The sequence below is a fragment of the Mycolicibacterium neoaurum ATCC 25795 genome (assembly GCF_000691525.1).
Taxonomy (GTDB): Bacteria; Actinomycetota; Actinomycetes; order Mycobacteriales; family Mycobacteriaceae; genus Mycobacterium; species Mycobacterium neoaurum.
Genome location: NZ_JMDW01000016.1, coordinates 25,103 through 45,118, shown reverse-complemented (window position 1 = coordinate 45,118; position 20,016 = coordinate 25,103). Strand labels below are relative to the sequence as shown.

17 protein-coding genes are annotated in these 20,016 nt (G+C 66.9%); 9 read left to right on the top strand and 8 right to left on the bottom strand.

What is annotated here, in order from left to right:
• Window positions 1-30 precede the first annotated feature (30 nt).
• Window positions 31-795, top strand: a complete 765-nt coding sequence (locus IC40_RS0121890) for a class I SAM-dependent methyltransferase (protein ID WP_030136815.1) — start codon at window positions 31-33, stop codon at window positions 793-795.
• A gap of 46 nt (window positions 796-841) precedes the next feature.
• On the top strand, window positions 842-2,311 hold the full coding sequence (locus IC40_RS0121885) for an aldehyde dehydrogenase (RefSeq protein ID WP_030136814.1): 1,470 nt from the start codon (window positions 842-844) through the stop codon (window positions 2,309-2,311).
• Between the two features lie 121 nt (window positions 2,312-2,432).
• Here the strand turns inward: IC40_RS0121885 and IC40_RS0121880 are convergent, their stop codons facing one another.
• The 3 genes from IC40_RS0121880 to IC40_RS0121870 form a co-directional block, all read right to left on the bottom strand.
• Window positions 2,433-4,265 carry an acyl-CoA dehydrogenase gene (locus tag IC40_RS0121880; protein WP_030136813.1) on the bottom strand — a complete coding sequence of 611 codons (1,833 nt, stop codon included), beginning with the start codon at window positions 4,263-4,265 and terminating at the stop codon, window positions 2,433-2,435.
• Window positions 4,266-4,522: 257 nt separating this feature from the next.
• Window positions 4,523-5,068 (bottom strand): dihydrofolate reductase family protein, encoded by a 546-nt coding sequence (locus IC40_RS0121875; protein WP_030136812.1) that lies wholly within the window; start codon window positions 5,066-5,068, stop codon window positions 4,523-4,525.
• Window position 5,069: 1 nt separating this feature from the next.
• Window positions 5,070-5,972, bottom strand: coding sequence for a helix-turn-helix domain-containing protein (locus IC40_RS0121870; protein ID WP_030136811.1), 903 nt, complete (start codon window positions 5,970-5,972; stop codon window positions 5,070-5,072).
• Between the two features lie 71 nt (window positions 5,973-6,043).
• Here IC40_RS0121870 and IC40_RS0121865 point away from each other — a divergent pair, with 71 nt between their 5' ends.
• Together IC40_RS0121865 and IC40_RS0121860 are read left to right on the top strand one after the other, a co-directional pair.
• The gene (locus tag IC40_RS0121865; RefSeq protein WP_030136810.1) at window positions 6,044-7,198 is read left to right on the top strand and encodes an acyl-CoA dehydrogenase family protein; all 1,155 of its coding nucleotides are present in this window, start codon (window positions 6,044-6,046) and stop codon (window positions 7,196-7,198) included.
• A complete protein-coding gene (locus IC40_RS0121860; protein ID WP_030136809.1) occupies window positions 7,198-8,184 on the top strand; it encodes an acyl-CoA dehydrogenase family protein in 987 nt (328 codons plus the stop codon). The genes IC40_RS0121865 and IC40_RS0121860 overlap by 1 nt, the downstream gene beginning before the upstream one ends.
• Here IC40_RS0121860 and IC40_RS0121855 read toward each other — a convergent pair.
• On the bottom strand, window positions 8,162-8,986 hold the full coding sequence (locus tag IC40_RS0121855; protein WP_030136808.1) for an arylamine N-acetyltransferase family protein: 825 nt from the start codon (window positions 8,984-8,986) through the stop codon (window positions 8,162-8,164). The two genes, IC40_RS0121860 and IC40_RS0121855, sit on opposite strands and share 23 nt — an antisense overlap.
• An 81-nt stretch (window positions 8,987-9,067) precedes the next feature.
• Between IC40_RS0121855 and IC40_RS0121850 the strand changes: the two genes are divergently transcribed.
• Genes IC40_RS0121850 through IC40_RS0121840 form a run of 3 tightly spaced genes read left to right on the top strand, consistent with a single transcriptional unit; the run spans window position 9,068 to window position 12,748 of the window.
• A complete protein-coding gene (locus IC40_RS0121850) occupies window positions 9,068-9,877 on the top strand; it encodes a 1-acyl-sn-glycerol-3-phosphate acyltransferase (protein WP_030136807.1) in 810 nt (269 codons plus the stop codon).
• Window positions 9,877-11,535, top strand: coding sequence for an acyl-CoA ligase FadD12 (gene fadD12, locus IC40_RS0121845; protein ID WP_042509513.1), 1,659 nt, complete (start codon window positions 9,877-9,879; stop codon window positions 11,533-11,535). Before IC40_RS0121850 ends, fadD12 begins: the two co-directional genes overlap by 1 nt.
• 10 nt (window positions 11,536-11,545) lie before the next feature.
• Complete coding sequence (locus tag IC40_RS0121840) at window positions 11,546-12,748, top strand: alpha/beta hydrolase (RefSeq protein WP_030136805.1); 1,203 nt, start codon at window positions 11,546-11,548, stop codon at window positions 12,746-12,748.
• 20 nt (window positions 12,749-12,768) lie between these two features.
• Here IC40_RS0121840 and IC40_RS26960 read toward each other — a convergent pair whose 3' ends face one another.
• From IC40_RS26960 to IC40_RS0121825, 3 genes are read right to left on the bottom strand one after another with little or no spacing between them, the layout of a single operon-like run.
• Window positions 12,769-13,605, bottom strand: coding sequence for a hypothetical protein (locus tag IC40_RS26960; RefSeq protein ID WP_138158136.1), 837 nt, complete (start codon window positions 13,603-13,605; stop codon window positions 12,769-12,771).
• Window positions 13,606-13,658: 53 nt separating this feature from the next.
• Window positions 13,659-15,062, bottom strand: a complete 1,404-nt coding sequence (locus IC40_RS0121830; protein ID WP_030136803.1) for a WS/DGAT/MGAT family O-acyltransferase — start codon at window positions 15,060-15,062, stop codon at window positions 13,659-13,661.
• Between the two features lie 28 nt (window positions 15,063-15,090).
• A complete protein-coding gene (locus IC40_RS0121825; protein WP_030136802.1) occupies window positions 15,091-16,314 on the bottom strand; it encodes an alpha/beta hydrolase in 1,224 nt (407 codons plus the stop codon).
• A 125-nt stretch (window positions 16,315-16,439) separates the two neighbouring features.
• Here IC40_RS0121825 and IC40_RS0121820 point away from each other — a divergent pair, with 125 nt between their 5' ends.
• Entirely contained in the window at window positions 16,440-18,608 is a 2,169-nt protein-coding gene (locus IC40_RS0121820; protein ID WP_030136801.1) for an acyl-CoA dehydrogenase family protein, read from the top strand.
• 36 nt (window positions 18,609-18,644) lie between these two features.
• Window positions 18,645-19,613, top strand: coding sequence for an alpha/beta hydrolase (locus IC40_RS0121815; RefSeq protein ID WP_030136800.1), 969 nt, complete (start codon window positions 18,645-18,647; stop codon window positions 19,611-19,613).
• Here the strand turns inward: IC40_RS0121815 and IC40_RS0121810 are convergent.
• The gene (locus IC40_RS0121810; RefSeq protein WP_030136799.1) at window positions 19,589-19,975 is read right to left on the bottom strand and encodes a heme-binding protein; all 387 of its coding nucleotides are present in this window, start codon (window positions 19,973-19,975) and stop codon (window positions 19,589-19,591) included. The two genes, IC40_RS0121815 and IC40_RS0121810, sit on opposite strands and share 25 nt — an antisense overlap.
• Window positions 19,976-20,016 lie beyond the last annotated feature (41 nt).

The following is a 20,016-nucleotide window of genomic DNA, read 5'->3' as shown; positions in this document are numbered from 1 at the left end:
CTGCGCGAGCCGAACACCTAGGGTGACAAGGTGCGGCCCACCTCCCTGCTCGCCCGTCGGGCCACCCTGCGGCGCTCCGTCGGGCTGCTGAGCTCGTTCCGGTTCGAGCAGTCCGACCCGGCACGCTTCTACGGGGCGCTGGCCGATGACACGGTGGACATGGTGTCCGATCTGTGGACGGGCCTGACCGCCTCGACCCCCGTCGGCCGCACCGTCGTCGATGTCGGCGGCGGCCCCGGCTACTTCGCATCGGCATTCAGCACGGCCGGGATGGCCTATATCGGGGTCGAACCGGACCCATCCGAGATGCATGCCGGACCGGCAGGGACGCCGGGCGGCGCGGGCACCTTCGTCCGAGCGTCGGGCACCGCGCTGCCGTTTGCCGACGACAGCGTCGACATCTGCCTGTCCTCCAATGTCGCCGAGCACGTGCGCCATCCCTGGCAGTTGGGCAACGAGATGCTGCGCGTCACCAGGCCCGGTGGCTTGGTGGTGCTGTCCTACACGGTGTGGCTAGGGCCGTTCGGCGGGCACGAAATGGGCCTGACGCACTATCTGGGCGGAGCACGGGCCGCCGACCGATATGCCCGCAGGCACGGACATCGGCCGAAAAACGACTACGGATCGTCGTTGTTCGCGGTCTCGGCGGCCGACGGGTTGCACTGGGGCCGCTCGACGGGCTCGCTGGTGGCCGCATTTCCCCGCTACCACCCACGATGGGCGTGGTGGATGACCGAGGTGCCAGGGTTTCGGGAGTTCACGGTGAGCAATCTGGTGCTGGTGCTACGGCCCTGACTGCAACAGGTTCTCGTTTCGGCCTTTTCTGGGTAATGTGACGCGTATGACACAGACGGCGTTCAAGACAACGTGGGACAAGCTGTTCATCGGAGGCCAGTGGGTCGAACCGTCGACCGCCGAGGTCATCGAGGTCCACTCCCCCGCCACCGAGCAGAAGGTGGGCCAGGTTCCGATGGCGGCCAAGGCGGATGTCGACGCCGCCTGCGAGGCCGCGCGCAAGGCGTTCGACGAGGGCCCGTGGCCCCGGATGTCACCCAAGGAGCGCGAGGCAGTCCTGGCCAAGGCGGTGGAGCTGATCGAGGCGCGCGCCGAGGAGTTCAAGCACCTGCTCAAGCTGGAGACCGGTCAGCCGCCGACCATCGTGGACATGATGCAGTTCGGCGCGGCGATGTCGACGCTGCAGTTCTACGCCTCCGGCGCCGACAAGTTCTCCTGGCAGGAGATCCGCGACGGGTTGTACGGCCAGACGCTGGTACTCAAAGAGCCCGTCGGCGTCGTCGGCGCGGTCGTGGCCTGGAATGTGCCGTTCTTCCTGGCCGCCAACAAGCTGGGACCGGCCCTGCTGGCCGGCTGCACCATCGTGCTCAAGCCCGCCGCCGAGACGCCGCTGACCACCAACCTGATGGCCGAGGTGTTCGCCGAGGCCGGCCTGCCCGAGGGTGTGCTCTCGGTGGTGCCCGGTGGTGTCGAGACCGGCCGCGCGCTGACCGACAATCCGGCACTGGACAAGTACACCTTCACCGGGTCCAGCGCCGTCGGCAAGGAGATCGGCAAGATCGCCGCCGAGAAGCTCAAGCCGTGCACGCTGGAATTGGGCGGCAAGTCCGCGGCGATCATCCTCGAAGATGCCGACCTGGACTCGACGCTGCCCATGCTGATCTTCTCCGGGCTGATGAACTCCGGTCAGGCGTGTGTGGGCCAGACCCGCATCCTGGCCCCGCGCTCACGTTATGACGAGGTCGTCGAGAAGGTCGCCGCCGCGGCGGCAGGCATGCAAGCCGGCCAGCCGGACGACCCGGCCTCCATGGTGGGCCCGCTGATCTCGGAGAAACAGCGTGAGCGCGTCGAGGGGTACATCAAGAAGGGTCTCGACGAGGGCGCCCGGCTGGTCACCGGTGGTGGACGGCCCGAGGGCCTGGACTCCGGCTGGTTCGTCCAGCCCACGGTGTTCGCCGATGTCGACAACTCGATGACCATCGCCCAGGAGGAGATCTTCGGACCGGTCCTCGTGGTGATCCCCTACGAGGACGAGGCCGACGCCGTGCGCATCGCCAACGACTCGGTGTACGGGCTGGCCGGATCGGTGTACACCACCGATTTCGCCAAGGCCGTCGAAATCGCCAAGCAGATCCGCACCGGTACCTACGGAATCAACATGTACGCCTTCGACGCCGGAGCCCCGTTCGGCGGCTACAAGAACTCCGGTGTGGGACGCGAGTGTGGTCCCGAGGGCATCGCAGGCTACTGCGAGTCCAAGAGCGTGCTGCTGCCGTTCGGGTACACCCCGGAGTAGCCACCGGCCTCCTCGCGAGCAGACGCAAAACTCCCCTAAAACGCGCAGTTTTAGGGGAGTTTGCGTCTGCTCGGCAGGTGAGACAGGTCATCCGGGCCCGGATAACCCTGGGGAGCACAGGTCAGAACGCCTCTTCGGGCAACTCCATGGTGTCCAGTCGCACCGACTCGATGACGGCGCGATCCGAACTCAGTCGCGGCAGGATGTGCCTGGCGAAGAACTCGGCGGCCCCGATCTTGCCCTGGTAGAACGCCCGGTCCTTGTCCGACGCCGACTCCAGTGCCGCGACGGCTATTTCGGCGTGCTCCAGCAGCAACCAGCCGATCAGCAGATCACCGATGGCCATCAGGAACGGCACCGAACCCAAGCCCACGCGGTAGAGCTCACGCGGTTCCTGTTGGGAGGCAACCAGATACCCGATGAGTGCGCCCACCATGGCCTGCGCGTCCCCGACAGCGGTGGCCAACGCCGTCCTCCCCTCGGCCAGTTCCGGGCGGGCGTCCTTGCGATCCAGGAAGGACTGCACCTGCCCCAGCAGATGGGTCAGCGCCGCACCCTGGTCGCGGGCGATCTTGCGGAAGAAGAAGTCCTGCGCCTGGATCGCGGTGGTGCCCTCGTACAGCGAATCGATCTTCGCGTCCCGGATGTACTGCTCGATCGGATAATCCTGCAGATAACCCGAGCCGCCGAAGGTCTGCAGCGAGTCGGTCAGGTAGCGGTAAGCCGTCTCCGAGCCGAAACCCTTGACGATCGGTAGCAGCAGATCGTTGATCCGCGCCGCCATGTCCGGATCGGCGCCGGAGACGATCTCGGCGACCACCGGGTCGTGATGCGCCGCGGTGTAGAGATACAGCGCCCGTAGGCCTTCGGCATAGGCCTTCTGAGTCAACAGAGAGCGCCGTACGTCGGGGTGATGCAGGATCGTCACCCGCGGCGCGGTCTTGTCGGTCATCTGCGTCAGATCGGCACCCTGAACACGAGTCTTGGCGTACTCCAGCGCATTCAGATAACCGGTCGACAAGGTCGCGATCGCCTTGGTGCCCACCATCATCCGCGCATACTCGATGATCTTGAACATCTGCGCGATCCCGCTGTGCTCATCACCGACCAACCATCCGACGGCCGGGCGGCCGTGCTGGCCGAAGGTCAGCTCGCAGGTCGCCGAGGCCTTCAGGCCCATCTTGTGTTCCAGGCCGGTCACGTATACGCCGTTGCGCTCCCCGATCTCACCGGTCTGCGGATCGAAGAGGAACTTCGGGACGAAGAACAGCGAAAGGCCCTTGGTACCGGGACCTGCACCCGCGGGCCGCGCTAGCACCGCGTGCACGATGTTCTCGTAGATGTCGCCGGTGTCACCGTTTGTGATGAAACGCTTGACGCCGTCCAGATGCCAACTGCCATCGGGCTGCTGGGTCGCCTTGGTACGGCCGGCGCCGACATCGGAACCGGCATCCGGTTCGGTCAACACCATGGTGCCGCCCCAGTTGCGCTCGGCCATCAGCGTCGCCCAGTGCTTCTGTTGCTCGTTACCCAGGCTGTAGACGATGTCCGACAGCACCGGCCCGGAATGGCAGATGTAGGCGGCGGGCTGGGCGCCGAGCGCAAACTCGGCGATGGCCCAGGTCAGGGCCGCAGGTGCGGGCATCCCGCCGACCGCCTCATGGAGCCCGACCCGGAACCACTCGCCGTCCTGCCAGGCCTGCAGAGCAGCCTTGAACGGTTCCGGATAACTCACGGTGTGCGTCTTGGGATCGAAAGTGGGTGGCTGACGGTCGGTTTCGGCGAAGGCCTCGGCCATCGGGCCCTCACACAGCCGTGCGGCCTCGGCAAGCATCTCCCGCACGGATGCGCCGTCGAGGTCGCCGAACTCGCCGGTCGCCAGCACCTTGTCGAGATTGAGCGCCTCGAAGAGGTTGAACTCGACATCACGAACGTTGGAAAGGTAGTGCCCCATCCGGTGAGGATAAACCGGCGGCGGAGCGCAGTCCCGCCCAACCGCCAGGTTCGACGGTGAGCGGATATTCATCAGTTGTTCACCGATCACCTGCCGATACACGAAATAGCCACGACATGCGCCGACGTTACTTTGCCTAAGCTGGACCTCACAGAAAGGAGGCGCACCGATGTTGCTGATCGAGCTCAACGTGGCAGGCCGTCGATTCACCGGGAAGCTCGGCGTTCCGCGGCCCACGATGCGCCGCCGCAATCCGCTCAGCCGGCCGCCGCGCACGGATCGGGCCGCCTGAGCCAGCGGGCGCAGACGAACTCACCGTTGCGGTCCACCTCGGCAAGTTCCCATTCCGAGCGCACCGGTAACAGCCGCGCACCGGTACCGAGACTGCACGGCGCGTAGCTGACCACCAACTCGTCGACCAGGCCGGCCGTCACGAACTGCGCGGCGGTCCGGCCGCCACCCATCACCCAGATGTCCTTTTCGGCGGCCGCCTCGACCAGCACCGAATACAGCTGTGTCACATCACCGTCGAATGTCTGTACCGGGTGCCCGGGCGCGATGACGCCATCCCGGCTGGTCAGCACCCAGCTGGGCTGGCGATACGGCCACTCGCCCGGCTGATTGTCGACTATCCATTCATAGGTGCTCGATCCCATAACCAGCGCGCCGACCCCGTCGGCGAACGCGTCGTAGCCGAACGGACCCTTGGCATCGAAATCGCGGCTCACCAACCAGTCCAGACTGTCGCGCTCGTCGACGACGAACCCGTCCAGGCTGGATGCTGTGAAGTACACGCACGCCATCTCAGTTACCTCTCATCCATTCCAGTGGGTCACCGCGATGCACCTGGACACCGAGGCGGGAAAGCATGGCGCGCACCAACTCCCGTCGGTGCGCGGAGTAGGTCAGGACGTGGGCGATGATGCCGTACAGCTGAAACGACTCGGGCGGATCGCACAGCGCGTCGATGACGGTGTCGCCGAGCCTGCCCTGTTCCCCGTACTCGCGCACCATTGCCGCCCACCGAGCGGCGATATCGTCGTGATCGGCGGCCAGCGCCCGTGCGCTGCGCAGCGCGGTGCGGGTCGGCTGATCGCGCCCCTCGATGCTGGCCAACCAGACCTCCTTGCTCCATACCAAGGCATCGAGCACCGCACCCACGCTCGGTTCCGGACCGTCCCAGTCCAGCACCACAAGTCCCGGTGAAACCTGTTGCGTCCATTGCTCTTCGGTGAGCCCGGCGGCAATACCGATGAGTGCCGCCGTATCGCCGATATCGTGGGCGATCATCAGCAACGAGATATCGGGCGCGGCGGTATCACCGGGCGAGTCCAGCCACAGCGACTCCGGCGGGTGGAAGTGCACCCCGTTGGGGGCCGGCAACCGGAAACCGACGGCGTCGGCCTGCGAGGGCGGCACCCCGAACGCCCGTCGGAAGGCACGGGAGAACACTTCCGGTGAGGACCAGCCCTCGGCCACCGCGACCGCCGCCACACCGGCACCGCGCTGCAACCGCCAGGCCGCACGCTCGAGCATCACGCGGCGGCGCAACGCCGCCGGTGGCTCACCGGTGAGCCGGCTGACCTCGCGGGAGAAATGGAACTCCGAGGCGAAACTGCTGCGCGCCATGCCTGCGACATCGGTGTTCTGCGCATCGATGACGGCGTCGAGCAGCTCACGCAACCGGTCACGACGAGGGGCATTCACGTTTCGGAGCGTATTGCGACCATGCCCGCGGCGACCATGACTTTTCCTGCTGGTTCTAGACTTGGCGATCGGTGAGTGAATTCGATGCGCTGTGCGCCAACGATGGGGACCTGGCCGAGTTGCGGTCCACGGTCCGGCAGTTCCTGGTGGCCGACAGAGACGCGTTCGGCTGGCAACCCGAGATCGACTCCTGGCTGACGAGTTGGGATGCCGCATTCAGTGAGCGGCTGGCTCGGGCCGGTTTCGTCGGGTTGACGATCCCGACCGAGTACGGCGGGCACGGCCTGGGTTTCCTGCACCGGTACGTGGTGACCGAGGAGCTGCTCGGCGCCGGCGCCCCGGTGGCCGCGCACTGGTTCGCCGATCGGCAGGTGGCCCCCTCGCTGCTCACCTACGGCACCGAAGAGCAACGCCGCCGATTGTTACCCGGAATCGCCGCGGGGACGTTGTACTCGGCGATCGGGATGAGCGAGCACGGCGCGGGGTCCGATCTGGCCGCGACCGCCACCAAGGCAACCCAGGTCGACGGCGGTTGGACCATCAGCGGCACCAAGGTGTGGACCAGCGGTGGGCACCGTGCACACTTTGCGATCGTGCTGGCCCGCACCAGCGCACTGGATCCCGAGCACCGGCACGCCGGGTTCAGTCAGTTCATCGTCGCGCTGGACTCCCCCGGCGTGACCATCAGCCCGATCGTCACCCTCGACGGGCACCATCACTTCAACGAGGTCACCTTCGATGAGGTGCGCGTCGATGACGCCGACGTGCTCGGCCAGATCGGCGACGGATGGCATCAGGTGACCGCCGAACTGGGCTTCGAACGCAGCGGGCCGGAGCGCATCCTGTCCACCGCGACGCTGATCATCGACGTCATCCGGTCGCTCGGCGCGCAGACCGTCGACGATCGCACCGCGGCCGAGGTGGGCGACCTGCTCGGCCGCGCGATGGCGTTGCGCCAATTGTCGGTCTCGGTGGCGCGCGCACTGTCCGCCGGTGAGGATGCGGCGACGCGGGCAGCGCTGGTCAAGGATCTGGGCACCCGCTTCGAGCAGCAGTCGGTGGAGCTGTGCGCGGAGTTGCTCGACTATGTCACCGATGCCGCGGCGGTCGATCGGTTACGCGCGGTGCTGGCCACGGCCCGGCAGCATTCGCCCATGTTCACCCTGCGCGGTGGCACCAACGAGGTGTTGCGCGGGGTCATCGCCAGGGGACTGGGGGTCCGATAGTGGATGAGCTCAGGCAACTGGTCGACGATATCGGCGCCAAGGCGGCACAGGCGCGGTTCGGCAACCGCCGGCTACCGGAGACCTTCGACGCCGATCTGTGGCGCGATCTGGCGGAGACCGGGCTGGCCCGGCTGACCACCGAGCAGGACGCCGGACCTGCCGAGGCCGCGGTGGTGCTGGCCGGTCTGGCCCGCCATGCCGCGGCCGTGCCCGTCGCCGAAACCGATCTACTGGCGGGTTGGCTGGCCGGGCAGGCGGGACTCGATGCGCCGGATGGGCCCCTGACGATCGCCATCGGCACCGACGGCGTCGCACGCGATGTGCCGTGGCCCGCGGATGCGGCGATCCTGCTGGCCGCACGCACCGACGACGGGCTGCACATCGGCTGGATCGACGATCCCGAATTCACCGCCGGTCACAACCTGGGCGGTGAACCACGCGGCACGCTGCGCTACGAGGCCCCCGGGCAGGCCCGCCTCGATGACTCGGCGCTCGAGGAACTGACGCGCCGCGGCGCGTGGGCCCGCTGTGTGCAGATCGTCGGAGCGCTGGACGCGGCGTTGGCGCTGACGGTGGCACACACCTCCGACCGGGTGCAGTTCGGTCGGGCGTTGAGCAAGTTCCAAGCCGTCCAACATTCGCTGGCATCGATGGCCGGCGAAATCGAACAGGCTAGGGCGGCAACAGATCTGGCGACCGCAGCGGTCACCGAGTACGGTTTCGCCGATCCCCGCGCCGACTACGCGGTGACGGTGGCGAAGGTGGCCGTCGGCCGCGCCACCACACCGGTCACGACGATCGCCCACCAGCTGCACGGCGCCATCGGGGTCACCATCGAGCATCCGCTGTGGTCGGTCACCATGCGGGCACGTAGCTGGGCCGATGAGTTCGGCAGCACCGCATCCCATGCGCGCCGGCTGGGTCGCTGGGCGCTGGATGCCGCCGACCCGTGGGATGTGTTCGTCAGTTCCCCAGCACGCGACTGATACCGGCCGCCACATCGCCGAGGCCGGTGAGATCCAGCCCGAACCGGCGCACCAGCTGATCGACGACCTCGTCGGCCCCGGCGAGTTCGATGCGTTCGGTGCCGTCCTTGCCGTGCACCGCGAGCTGTCGGCCGCGCAGGTTCCAGCGCGCGTCGTCGGTCACCAGCGCCGCCGACAACCCGGCAACGAACACCGACTTCGGGTAGGTCGAGACGTACCAGCTGCCGACCTCCAGATCGATGCGCGGTCGCGGCTGGGTGGTGAAGACATACAGGGCCTGCCACTTCTCGCGTACCAGGGCCTCCAACCGCAAGGCATCAGGACCGGTGGCGACCAGCCGGTAGGGCTCATGGCGGGTCTGTTGCACAGGTCCGGCCTCCAGCCGGAGCGGTGACGACAGCGTCTGGCCGCCGAACCCCACGTCACACAGGTAGCGACCGTCACGCCCGGGGACGCTCACGGCGAGCACGTTGTGCGTTTCGGCAGGCAGCGCAGCGCCCGGTTCCTGCATCCACACCACGCGCCCGGTCAGCCGCGCCACCCCGAACCCGAGCGCCTCGAGGACGTAGCCGAACAGTCCGTTCTGCTCATAGCAGTATCCGCCGCGGCGGCGGTGGACCAGTTTGGCGAACAGCGCGTCGGCACCGAGGTCCACCACGGGTGTGCCCAGCACCGGATCGAGGTTCTCGAACGGGATGCTCCGGTTGTGTGCGGCGTGCAGAATCTGCAGCGTATCCAGGGTGGGCGCGCCGTCGCCGGAGTATCCGACGCGGTCGAAGTAGGCGGCCACATCGACGGTCATGGCTCCATGATGCCTTTGACCGCGGACGGAATTACGTGCAAAATTAGAACACGTTCTATTTCGACCGCCGGAGGCATGGCCATGGGCTCGACCGATATCGAACCGACCGAGATCACCAAGTTCGATCCCGGACTCACCGAGCGGGTGATGGGGCTGCTGCGGCCGTTCCTGAAGGCCTATCACCGCTCCGAGGTCCGCGGACTGGAGAACTTCCCCGAGGGTGGTGCGCTGGTGGTGTGCAACCACTCCGGCGGGCTGTTCCCGATGGACGTACCGATCTTCGCGGCCGACTTCTACGAGCGCTACGGGTACGGCAGGCCGGTATACACCCTGAGCCACGCCATGCTGATGATCGGGCCGACCGGCGACTTCTTCAAGAAGACCGGTTTCATCCTGGCCAGCCACGAGAACGCCGACGAGGCATTGCGCTCGGGTGGCGTCGTGGTGGTCTTCCCAGGCGGTGACTTCGATGTCTACCGCCCCACCCTGGAGGCCAACAAGATCGACTTCGACGGTCGCCAGGGCTACGTCCGCGCCGCCATCAACGCCGGAGTGCCGATCGTGCCCATGGTCGGCGTGGGCGGGCAGGAGACCCAGTTCTACCTCTCCCGAGGAACCTGGCTGGCCAAACGACTCGGACCGATCGCGCGCCTGGCGCGCACCAAGATCGTCCCGGTGTCCTTCGGGTTCCCGTTCGGCCTGTCCGCGGTGGTTCCGCTGAACGTCCCACTGCCCGCCAAGATCACGATGCAGGTGTTGCCGCCGGTCCGCATCGAGGAACAATTCGGGGAGAACCCCGATATCGACGAGGTCGACGCCCACGTGCGCCATATCATGCAGGGCGCCCTGGACGAGTTGGCCGCCGAGCGACGGCTTCCGGTGATCGGCTGATGGGCCTGCAGGACATCCCCGGGCGCGTCGCCCGCCCCGTCGTCGACCGGGTCACCGCCACCGTCGGCCTGGTCGACACCATGGTCCGGGCCGGGGTCATCGCTCCCCTGCGCCCCGACAAGTACCTTCGCATCGCGGCGGCCATGGCGCGCGAGAACATGGGAATCACATCGGGTTTCGCCAGCGCGGCGCAACGCTGCGGTGATCGGCTCGGGTTGATCGACGAGCTCGGCGCGCTGACCTGGCGCGAGATCGACCAGCGCGCCGATGCGTTGGCGGCGGGGCTACAGCATCTCCCGTCGGGTCAGCCACAAGTCATCGGCATCATGGCGCGCAACCACCGGGGCTTCGTCGAATCGCTGATCGCAGCCAACCGGCTCGGCGCCGACGTCCTGTTGCTGAACACCGCGTTCGCCGGCCCCGCGCTGGCCGAGGTGTGGCAACGCGAAACCGCGGGCAGGCCCAGTGCGGTCGTCTACGACGAGGAGTTCACCTCGACGGTCGAACGAGCGATGGAGGATTCGCCGCAAACGACGCGTGTGGTCGCCTGGACCGACAGCGCGACGGCGTTGTTCACCGTCGAGAAGCTGATCACCGAGTACGCCGGTCGGGAACCACAGCGCGCCAAGGAGAAATCGAAGGTCATCCTGTTGACCTCGGGCACCACCGGAACACCCAAGGGGGCAAGGCATTCCGGCGGTGGTCCGGAGGTGCTCAAGGCGATCCTCGACCGCACTCCGTGGCGGGCCGAGGAACCCGTGGTCGTGGTGGCTCCGATGTTCCACGCCTGGGGCTTCTCCCAGCTGGCCTTCGCCGCATCGATGGCATGCACGATCATCACCAGGCGGAAGTTCGATCCGGAGGCAACCCTGGCGCTCGTGGACACCCACCGCGCCACCGGACTCTGCGTGGTGCCGGTGATGTTCGACCGGATCGTGGAGTTACCCGACGAGGTCCGCAACCGCTACAGCGGACGGACTCTGCGGTTCGCGGCCGCATCCGGATCGCGGATGCGTCCCGATGTCGTCATCAAGTTCATGGACCAGTTCGGCGACGTGATCTACAACAACTACAACGCCACCGAGGCCGGCATGATTGCCACGGCCACCCCGGCCGATCTGCGCGCGGCACCGGACACCGCCGGAAAACCGGCCGAGGGCACCGAGATCCGCATACTGGATCCCGAGCTGCGCCCGCTGCCTGCCGGCGAGGTAGGAACGATATACGTCCGCAACTCCACTCAGTTCGACGGTTACACCAACGGCAAGAACAAGGATTTCCACGACGGTTTCATGAACTCCGGGGATGTCGGCTACCTGGATGCGGCCGGCCGCCTGTTCGTCGTGGGCCGAGATGACGAGATGATCGTCTCCGGTGGGGAGAATGTCTATCCCATCGAGGTGGAGAAGACCCTGGTCGCCCATGACGATGTCGCCGAGGCCGCCGTCATGGGTGTCGACGACGAACAGTTCGGTCAGCGATTGTCCGCATTCGTGGTGCTGCACAACCCGGTCACCGTCGACGCACTCAAGGCGCATGTGCGCGACAACCTGGCCAACTACAAGGTCCCCCGCGACATCACGATCCTCGACGAGCTGCCCCGCAACAGCACCGGAAAGATCGACCGTCGCGCATTGCAAGACCGTCTCGGTGGGTAACCAGGACCGCATGCCCGTGCTTAAACCCCGTCCTGTGCTGGGCGCACTCGCCGAACTTGTCAATGCCGCCAATGCTGTACGACCACTCGGGCGTAAGGGCTACAGCACCTTGCCGACGTTCGCGTTCGGCTGGCCGACGTCGGAGAATGCGCCGCTGTTCCTCACCGGCTCACTGCTCGACGTGCTGCGCCGAACCGTGCTCGGCCATTACCGAACCCGCAACGGCCGCATCTCGTTGATCATCAAGGCACTGACCTGGGCCCTGCTCGTCGTGGTGCAACGCCGAGAGGAGACATCGAGGAAGTATTTCGAAGACCCGCTGCGCACGGCGCTGGGTCCGGATTATCCAGAGGCCAAGGAGCCCGAACGCAAACCCCGCGGCGTGTTCGGTACCGGCTGGACGCGTCGCCGGTACGTGCACGAGACGGTGCGGTACGGTCCGCATGGCCCCAACCTCGCCGACATCTGGATGCGACCGGACCTGCCACGAGATGGCAAAGCGCCAGTGCTGCTGCAGGTTCCGGGTGGGGCGTGGATGATCGGGATGCGCAGACCGCAGGCCTACCCGATGCTGAGCAGGCTCGCCGAGCACGGCTGGATCTGCGTGTCCATCGGTTACCGGATCAGTCCGAAGCACACCTGGCCGGACCACATCGTCGATGTCAAGCGGGCCATCGCCTGGGTCAAGGAGAACATCGGGGAGTACGGCGGTGATCCCGAATCGGTCTATATCACCGGCGGTTCGGCCGGCGGACACCTGACCGCGCTGGCGGCGCTGACCCCCAACGATCCGAAATGGCAACCCGGCTTCGAGCATGTCGACACATCGGTGGCGGCGGCGGTTCCGATCTACGGCCGCTACGACTGGTTCACCGACACGGGCTCCGGCCGAGGCGAATTCGTGAAGATACTGCAGAAGTTCATCGTCAAACTACCGTTTGCGACGAACCGGCAGGTTTACCTCGACGCATCCCCGATCACCCTCGTGCACGCCGATGCCCCACCGTTCTTCGTGCTGCACGGCACCGACGATTCGGTCATCCCGGTGCAGGAAGGCCGTGATTTCGTCGCCGCGCTGCAAGCGGTTTCGAAGGCCCCGGTCATATACGCCGAGATCCCGCACGCCCAACACGCTTTCGACTTCTTCGGTTCGGCGCACGGGCACAACACCGCGGCGGCGGTCGAGCGCTTCCTGAACTGGGTGCGCGGCTGAGGTTTACGGCGGCCGCCCGGTCAGCACAGCGGCGTGTTACCGCAGACACCGGCAGGCAGCGGCGGGAGCTGCGGGGCCGGTAGGGCCGGTGGCGGTGGCAGCCGCGGGGCCGGCAGCGCCGGCGGCGGCGGCAATCTGGGCGGAGGTGGCATCTGCGGTGGCGGGGGAAGCGCAGGGCCCCGGGGCGCGGGCGGCGGCAGCGGAGCCCCGCCATCGACGGACTCGTCCGGCGGTGCGCCGGACGGCGGCTCCGACGGTGGAGACATCGCGGCAGACGGCGGAGGCAGGGTGGCCGGCATCGCCCACACCGCGATCGGCGCCGGGGGCATCCCGAATCCTGCCGCTGCGGCCGTCAATTGCAGCTGTGTCGGCCGCATACCGGGCTTGAGAAGGAAGAACACCCAGCCGTCGGTGTCCGCGCGCACCCGTGCCGCCAACGGCACCGTCTTGCTCTCCAGCGGTCGCGATGTCGTGACCTGTTCCCCACCACTGAGATGTAGCCGAAAACCCCCGTCGGCACCGGTGGCGTCGATCGGGGTCGTGACACCGGTGAAAGACACATCGATACCGAGCTCGACCTCCTCCCCCGCGGTACGCACCACCGTCAGATTGTCCGCACGCGGTGTGATCGTGGCACCCTTGGCGGTCAGCGGTTGGCCGAGTGCGGCCGTGCCGGGCAGGATCGAGACCGCGCCGGCGCCTTCCGTTGCGCTCGGCTGGCCCACCGCACCGTCCGACGGTTTCGCCGGCCTCGTCGATGGCCCGTACGAGCAGCCTGCCAGGACCACCGACACGCCCATCAGCATCAGCGCAATCCGAGCGAGGGCCATCCGCGCCGGTCCCCTCAGCCATCGCATGTGGTCATTGTGAACCATCGCCGGGGTATCAGCAGTATCGCGAAGAACCGATCTCACGAGTCGACGGTGATCTCTCCGGAAAGCCCGGCCGCGATCCGGATGTCACGCAGTTCCTGCACCATCGCATCGGTGACCTCGTGCGGGTCCTGGACGGTCGCCGTATCGGACAACACCGAGATGTTCAGCTGGTCGACATAACTCCACACCGTGATGTTCAATCCGCTGGCCGCGGTGAGCGGACCCACCGAATAGATCTCCGAGACCGTCGCGCCACCGACCCGTCCGAGTTGGCGGGGGCCAGGGACGTTCGAGATGTTCAGGTTCAGGATCTTGTTCTGGCCGTCGACGTTGGACAGGCGGCGAAACAATGCCTCCACCCCGGCCGGGGGCATATAGGAAGCCCAGCGGGCCACCAATTCCGGGCCGATCAGCTGATTGCTCTCCTTGGCCAGCGAGGCCGTCTCACTGGCGCGGCGCACCCGGTCCAGCGGGTTTTCCAGATCGACCGGCAGCGCCATGAGCACCCCGGTGAACCGGTTACCGGAGATGCGGTCCGGGGAGAAGTCGAAACTCATCGGCACCGACGCGAGCAGGGGATGGTCTGCCTTGCCCTCGTAATGCAATTGGAGTTTGCGTAGAGCGCCCGACGCCAACGCAAGAACCATGTCATTGATGGTGGCGCCCAGGTGTTTTCCGGTCGATTTGACGTCGGCAAGAGACAGGCTGGCGGTGGCGAACTTGCGCTCGGGGGTCAGCACGTGGTTCATGAAGCTCGGCGGCGGGGTGAACGGGCGGGTCAGTTCGGGGCCCAGTTTGCGGCTGCTGCGCCGAACGCGACCGATCCCCTCGGCGGTGTACTTGACCAGACCCGGCACGCGGGCGATATGGCGCAGGTGATCCAGGAACGCCGTTCTGACGAGTTCACCCGTCGACGGAGCCGGATCGGTGGCGTAGGAGTCGCGGTCGCGCTGCGGTCCGTCCTGCAGATCCATTCCGCGGGCCAGCAGATTGGCGGATGCCACGCCGTCGGCCAGCGCGTGATGGATCTTGCCGACCACCGCAATCCGGTCGTCCGCCAGGCCCTCGATGAAGTACATCTCCCAGAGCGGGCGGGATCGGTCGAGCGGGGTGCTGGCGATCTCGCCGATGGCCTCGTCGAGTTCGCGACGCCCACCCGGCGCGGCGACCCGCCACGGCCGGATGTGGTACTCCAGGTCGACATCACAGTTCTCCCGCCACATGGGGTGGTGGAATTTGAACGGAATGTCGACCAGCTGGTAGCGAAAGGGCTCCAGCTTGTAGAGCCTGCTGTGCAACACATTCCGGAACTCTTCGACACCGAAGCTGCGGTCGCCGAGTCCGTGCAGGTCGATGACGGCGACCTTCAAGGTGTGCATGTGCACGTTGGGCGCTTCGGAATACAGCAGGAATGCGTCCCAACCGCTGAGCCTCTTCACGGCTAAATCCCTCCCTGGGTGGAGGAGTCTATATAACCGCCTTGGCCTGGCGTGCCGTCGAGTTTCGGTGGATCTGATCGAGGAACAGTCCGATGGCCTTGGCCATCGCGCCGGTGCGGGCACCGTCGGTCATGTCGAAACCGTGTCCGGCTCCGGGAAACTCGACATAGCTGACCGGCGCATCGGATGTCGCCTTCAACCGGTCGACGAAGCTGCGCGCCTGTGCCACCGGGATCACCGTGTCACCCGAACCGTGGATCACGAGGAAGGGCGGCGCGTCACGGTGCACCCGGGCGATCGGCGAGGCGGCGCGGAACAGATCGGGGTGACGCGAGATCTTGCGACCGACGACGACGCGCTCCAGGAAGTCCACGAAGCGGTCGCGCTCCTCGGTGGACCGGTCCTCCCAGTCATATCGCCCGTAGATTCCGACGACGGCGTCGACCGAGGTGTCGGCCTCGTCGTCCAATTCGGACTGCATGGCCGGATCGTTGGGGGTGAGCCCGGCAAGGGCCGCCAGGTGACCGCCGGCCGAACAGCCGGCCACCGCGACGAAATTGCGGTCCCCGCCGAACTTGTCGACGTTGGCCCGCGCCCATGCGATCGCAGCCTTGACATCGGTCAGGTGGCGCGGCCAGCGATGATGCGGTGCCACCCGGTAGTCGATGGACAGGCAGACCCAGCCCTGCCGGGCCAGATGGGACATCATCGCGTAGCCCTGCAGGACACGGCTGCCGTGCACCCAGGCACCGCCGGGGATGAACAGCAGTACCGGGGCGGGCTCACGCGGGAGTTCGGCGGGACGCCACACGTCGAGTAGCTGCATCGGGTGGTCGCCATAGCGCACCGAGCTGCGGAAGACATCGCGTCGGTAGGCCATGGTGTTCCACAGCGGCGGCATTGATTCCGGGGCGGGCCACTCCCCGGCAAGGTCCGCCGGATTCACCACTCCCCGCAGCCCTTCCTTGGCCACGTCGACCGTCTGTTCGCGCTCGGCCCTGCGGACCGGTGCGTTGCCGGGACTGAACCACGACTTCGCCGAGGCAGCGAACAGTTCGGGGAACTGACGAAAGCCCCACACCCCCATTGCCGCAAGGCCCCCGAGTGGTTCCAGCTGTTTGCCGACGATGGGCAGAGACGCCGATGCGATCGACAGTGCGAGCATGCGGTCGGCGTGGTCGGCGTTCATCAGCCACCGGGCGCGGCGCATAAGAGAAGGTCCGGGGCCATTTTCCACCGGTTGTGCCGTCATGGCGCGAGCGTACCCGCGCGAGGTCGGTCTTAAGCAGACATTTTGGAGGATCTGTCTACCTGTGGCTCTAATGTGACCTGTATCACTCTCTTGCGTCTCGGCGGCACCGGTAACTTCACAGAGTCATGAGCACGTCGGCGCTGGCCATCACCGAAGAACACCGCGACCTGGCGGCCGCGACCGTCGGACAGCTGCGCAGGGTCGACAGCCGCGCGAGCGCGCGGGCCGCGCTCACCGCTCCCGGCACCTTCCCCACAGACCTGTGGCGGGCCGGTGCCGACCTCGGTTGGAACGGCCTGGCCATCGCCGAGCAGTTCGGCGGTTCCGGTTACGGACTGGCCGAGCTGGCGGTGGTCGTCGAGGTCACCGGCGGCGAGCTCATGCCGGGACCATTTCTGCCCACGGTCGCCGCGGCGACCGTGATCGACCGCTGCGCGCCGGACTCGGTCCGCGCAAGGCTGCTGCCCGGGCTGGCCGACGGAAGCACCGTGGCCGCTCTCGGTGTGAACATTCGCGTCAACATGCAGACCGATATGACTGCCACCGCAGAATGGCCCGCGGTCCTCGGCGCCCCGGATGCCGATGTGCTGGTGCTCTCCGCCGGTGAGGATCTGTTGGTCGTGGACGCGCGAGCCGATGGCGTCACGGTCACGCCGCTGCCGACGCTGGACCCCACCCGATCCGTCGGGTCGGTATCGATGCGCGGTGCCAGCATCCCGGCGGACCACGTGTTGCGCGGGGCGTCCAGGAGGGCCAGGACGGTGCTGCGGATCCTGGCCGCCGCCGAGGCCGTCGGGGTCAGTTGGTCGACCCTGCACATGGCGGTGGAATACGCGAAGGTGCGCGAACAGTTCGGCCGCGCCATCGGCACGTTCCAGGCCGTCAAGCATCACGCCGCCGACATGCTCGTAGCCGTCGAGCAGACCGCCGCGGCGACCTGGACCGCGGCCCGATGCGATGCTCTCGATGAGGCTGCGCTCCCCGCAGCCGTGGCCGCAGCCCATGCCATCCGCGCACAGGTATTCAACGCGCAGAACAATATTCAGCTACACGGCGGCATCGGGTACACCTGGGAGCACGACGCACACCTGTACCTGCGGCGCGCCAGGACGATGTCGGCGCTGCTCGCCGACGGCAACGATCCGCTGGCCGAACTCGTCGATGCGACACGTACGGGCCTGACCGACGCGGTGTCGGTGCCCGTTCCCGCGGCCGCCGAACAGCATCGCTCCGCGGCGGCCGAGGCCGCCGCACGGGCTCGGGCGCTACCCGAGAGCGAGCGACGCCCGTTCCTTGTCGATTCTGGTTACCTGGTGCCGCACTGGCCACGGCCGTGGGGTCGAGCCGCCGATGTGCTCGAACAGCTGGTGATCGAGGAGGAGTTCCGCGGTATCGACCTGCCCGACCTGGGAATCACCGGCTGGGTGACGCTGACCATCGCCCAGGTCGGCACCGACGACCAACGGGCCCGCTGGGTCGAGCCGGTGCTGCGCGGAGAAGTGCTGTGGTGTCAACTCTTCTCCGAACCCGGTGCTGGATCCGATGCAGCCGCGGTGCGTACGTCGGCCAAGAAGGTCGACGGAGGGTGGCGGGTCACCGGGCAGAAGGTGTGGACAAGCCTTGCCCAGCACTGCCAATGGGGACTTGCGACGGTCCGGACCGACCCTGACGCACCCAAACACGCGGGGGTGACCATGATGGCGATCGATATGACGTCCCCGGGAGTGCAGGTCAACCCGCTGCGTGGCCTGACCGGAGACTCCCACTTCAACGAGGTGTTCCTCGATGACGTGTTCGTGCCGGACACCGATGTGGTGGGCGAGGTGAACAAAGGCTGGCTGGTCGCCCGCGCCACACTGGGCAATGAGAGGGTGTCGATCGGCGGCGGCTCGGGCGCTCCGACCTCGTTCACCATCTCCCACCTGGTCGAACTCCTCGACAGTGTTCCGACCGAGACCGCTGTGTGCCACCTGCACGATGCCGGCAGGATCATCGCCGAGACGTTGACCCTGCCGATGCTCAACATGCGGCGGGTCAGTCGCGCCATCGTCGGCGCCGAGCCTGGCCCGGAGGGCAATGTGACCAAACTCTTGGTGGCCGAGCAATCGCAACGGCTCACCGAACTGGGAATGACGCTGGCCGGACCGACTGCCGTGACCGGTGGCAACGAGCGGTTGACGAATGCCTACCTCGGAAACCGTGCGATGACCATCGCCGGTGGCACCTCGGAGATCACCCGCAACACCATTGCCGAGCGCATTCTCGGCCTGCCGCGGGATCCGCTGCTCAAGTGACCCTTGCCGATCCGGCGGGTCGGCCATACTGCTGAGGTGACCACCGCCGGGACCGCCTTCCACCCCGAACTCGCCCGCATCGGCAGGTTCATTCCGCGCAAGCTCGTCACCAAGGCGAATCTTGTTCTGCTGCAGCGAATGAGTATGTTGATGGAACGTCGGGTGCCGGACGGCGTGCTGCCACTGACCCTGAGCACAGGGGTTCGGGTGCGGTTGTATCGACCGCGAGAGTCGACCGCGTCCAGCCCTGCGCTGCTGTGGATTCACGGCGGCGGTTACGTGATCGGCAGTGCCGCGCAGGACGATGCATCCTGCCGCAGATTCGCCGATGCCCTCGGCGCCACGGTCGTGTCGGTGAACTATCGACTGGCGCCGCAGCATCCTTACCCAGCCGGGCTCGAGGACTGCTACGCCGCGCTGACGTGGCTGGCCGGTCTGCCCGGTGTCGATGCCGAGCGCATCGCGATCGGGGGCGCGAGCGCCGGCGGCGGATTGGCTGCCGCGCTGGCCCTGCTGGCCAGGGACCGAGGTGAGGTGCACCCCGCCGGCCAGTTGCTGGTGTACCCGATGCTGGATGACCGTTCGGTCGGCATCTGCCGCGATGATCCCGGCCATCGGTTGTGGACCCATGAGAGCAACCGGTTCGGTTGGTCGGCTTATCTCGGTACCGCCGATCCCGAGGTCGCCGTACCGGCGCGCCGAAAGGACCTGAGCGGCCTGCCGCCGGCCTGGATCGGGGTGGGAACGCTCGATCTGTTCCACGACGAGGATCTCGACTACGCGAGACGCCTTCGCGCCGCCGGGGTGGCGTGTGAAGTCACAGTCGTGGACGGCGCCTTTCACGGATTCGACGGCGTCGCGCCGAAAAGCACTGTCGCCCAGGCTTTTCACCGGAAGCAACGGGACTGGTTACACGATGTGTTCACGAACTCGGCGCCCGTACGGACGATCCGTGCGGGCGCCGAGAACGGTGCTGTCGATCAGCCGGCCATGAACTCCGAGTAGGCCGACGCGAGATCGGGCGGGAGTACCGAGACGTTGCACTGCCGCTGGGTGTCGCCGATCGGCGCCAAGATGCCGCGCAATTCGTAGTACTCCTGCGAGTTGGCGGTGAAATAGGCGCGGATGTTGGCCGCGGCGACATCGCGCGGCTGGGTGCGCGCCGCCTGGACCACCTGGTTGGCACCGGGATGGCTGTTCAGATAACTCGTTGCAGCGCCGGTGACCGAACTGACGGTGCCGGCCACCGCATCGGGGCTGCAATTCGGTGCCGCCGATGCCGCCGGTGCTGCGATGAGCGCCGTCGCAGCGGCACCCAGCAACGCACCCGCAGATGTCCGCCGAATGATCGTGATGGTGTTCTTCATGATGTGTTGTGTCCTTCGAGAATCGGACTTTCGCGCGCATG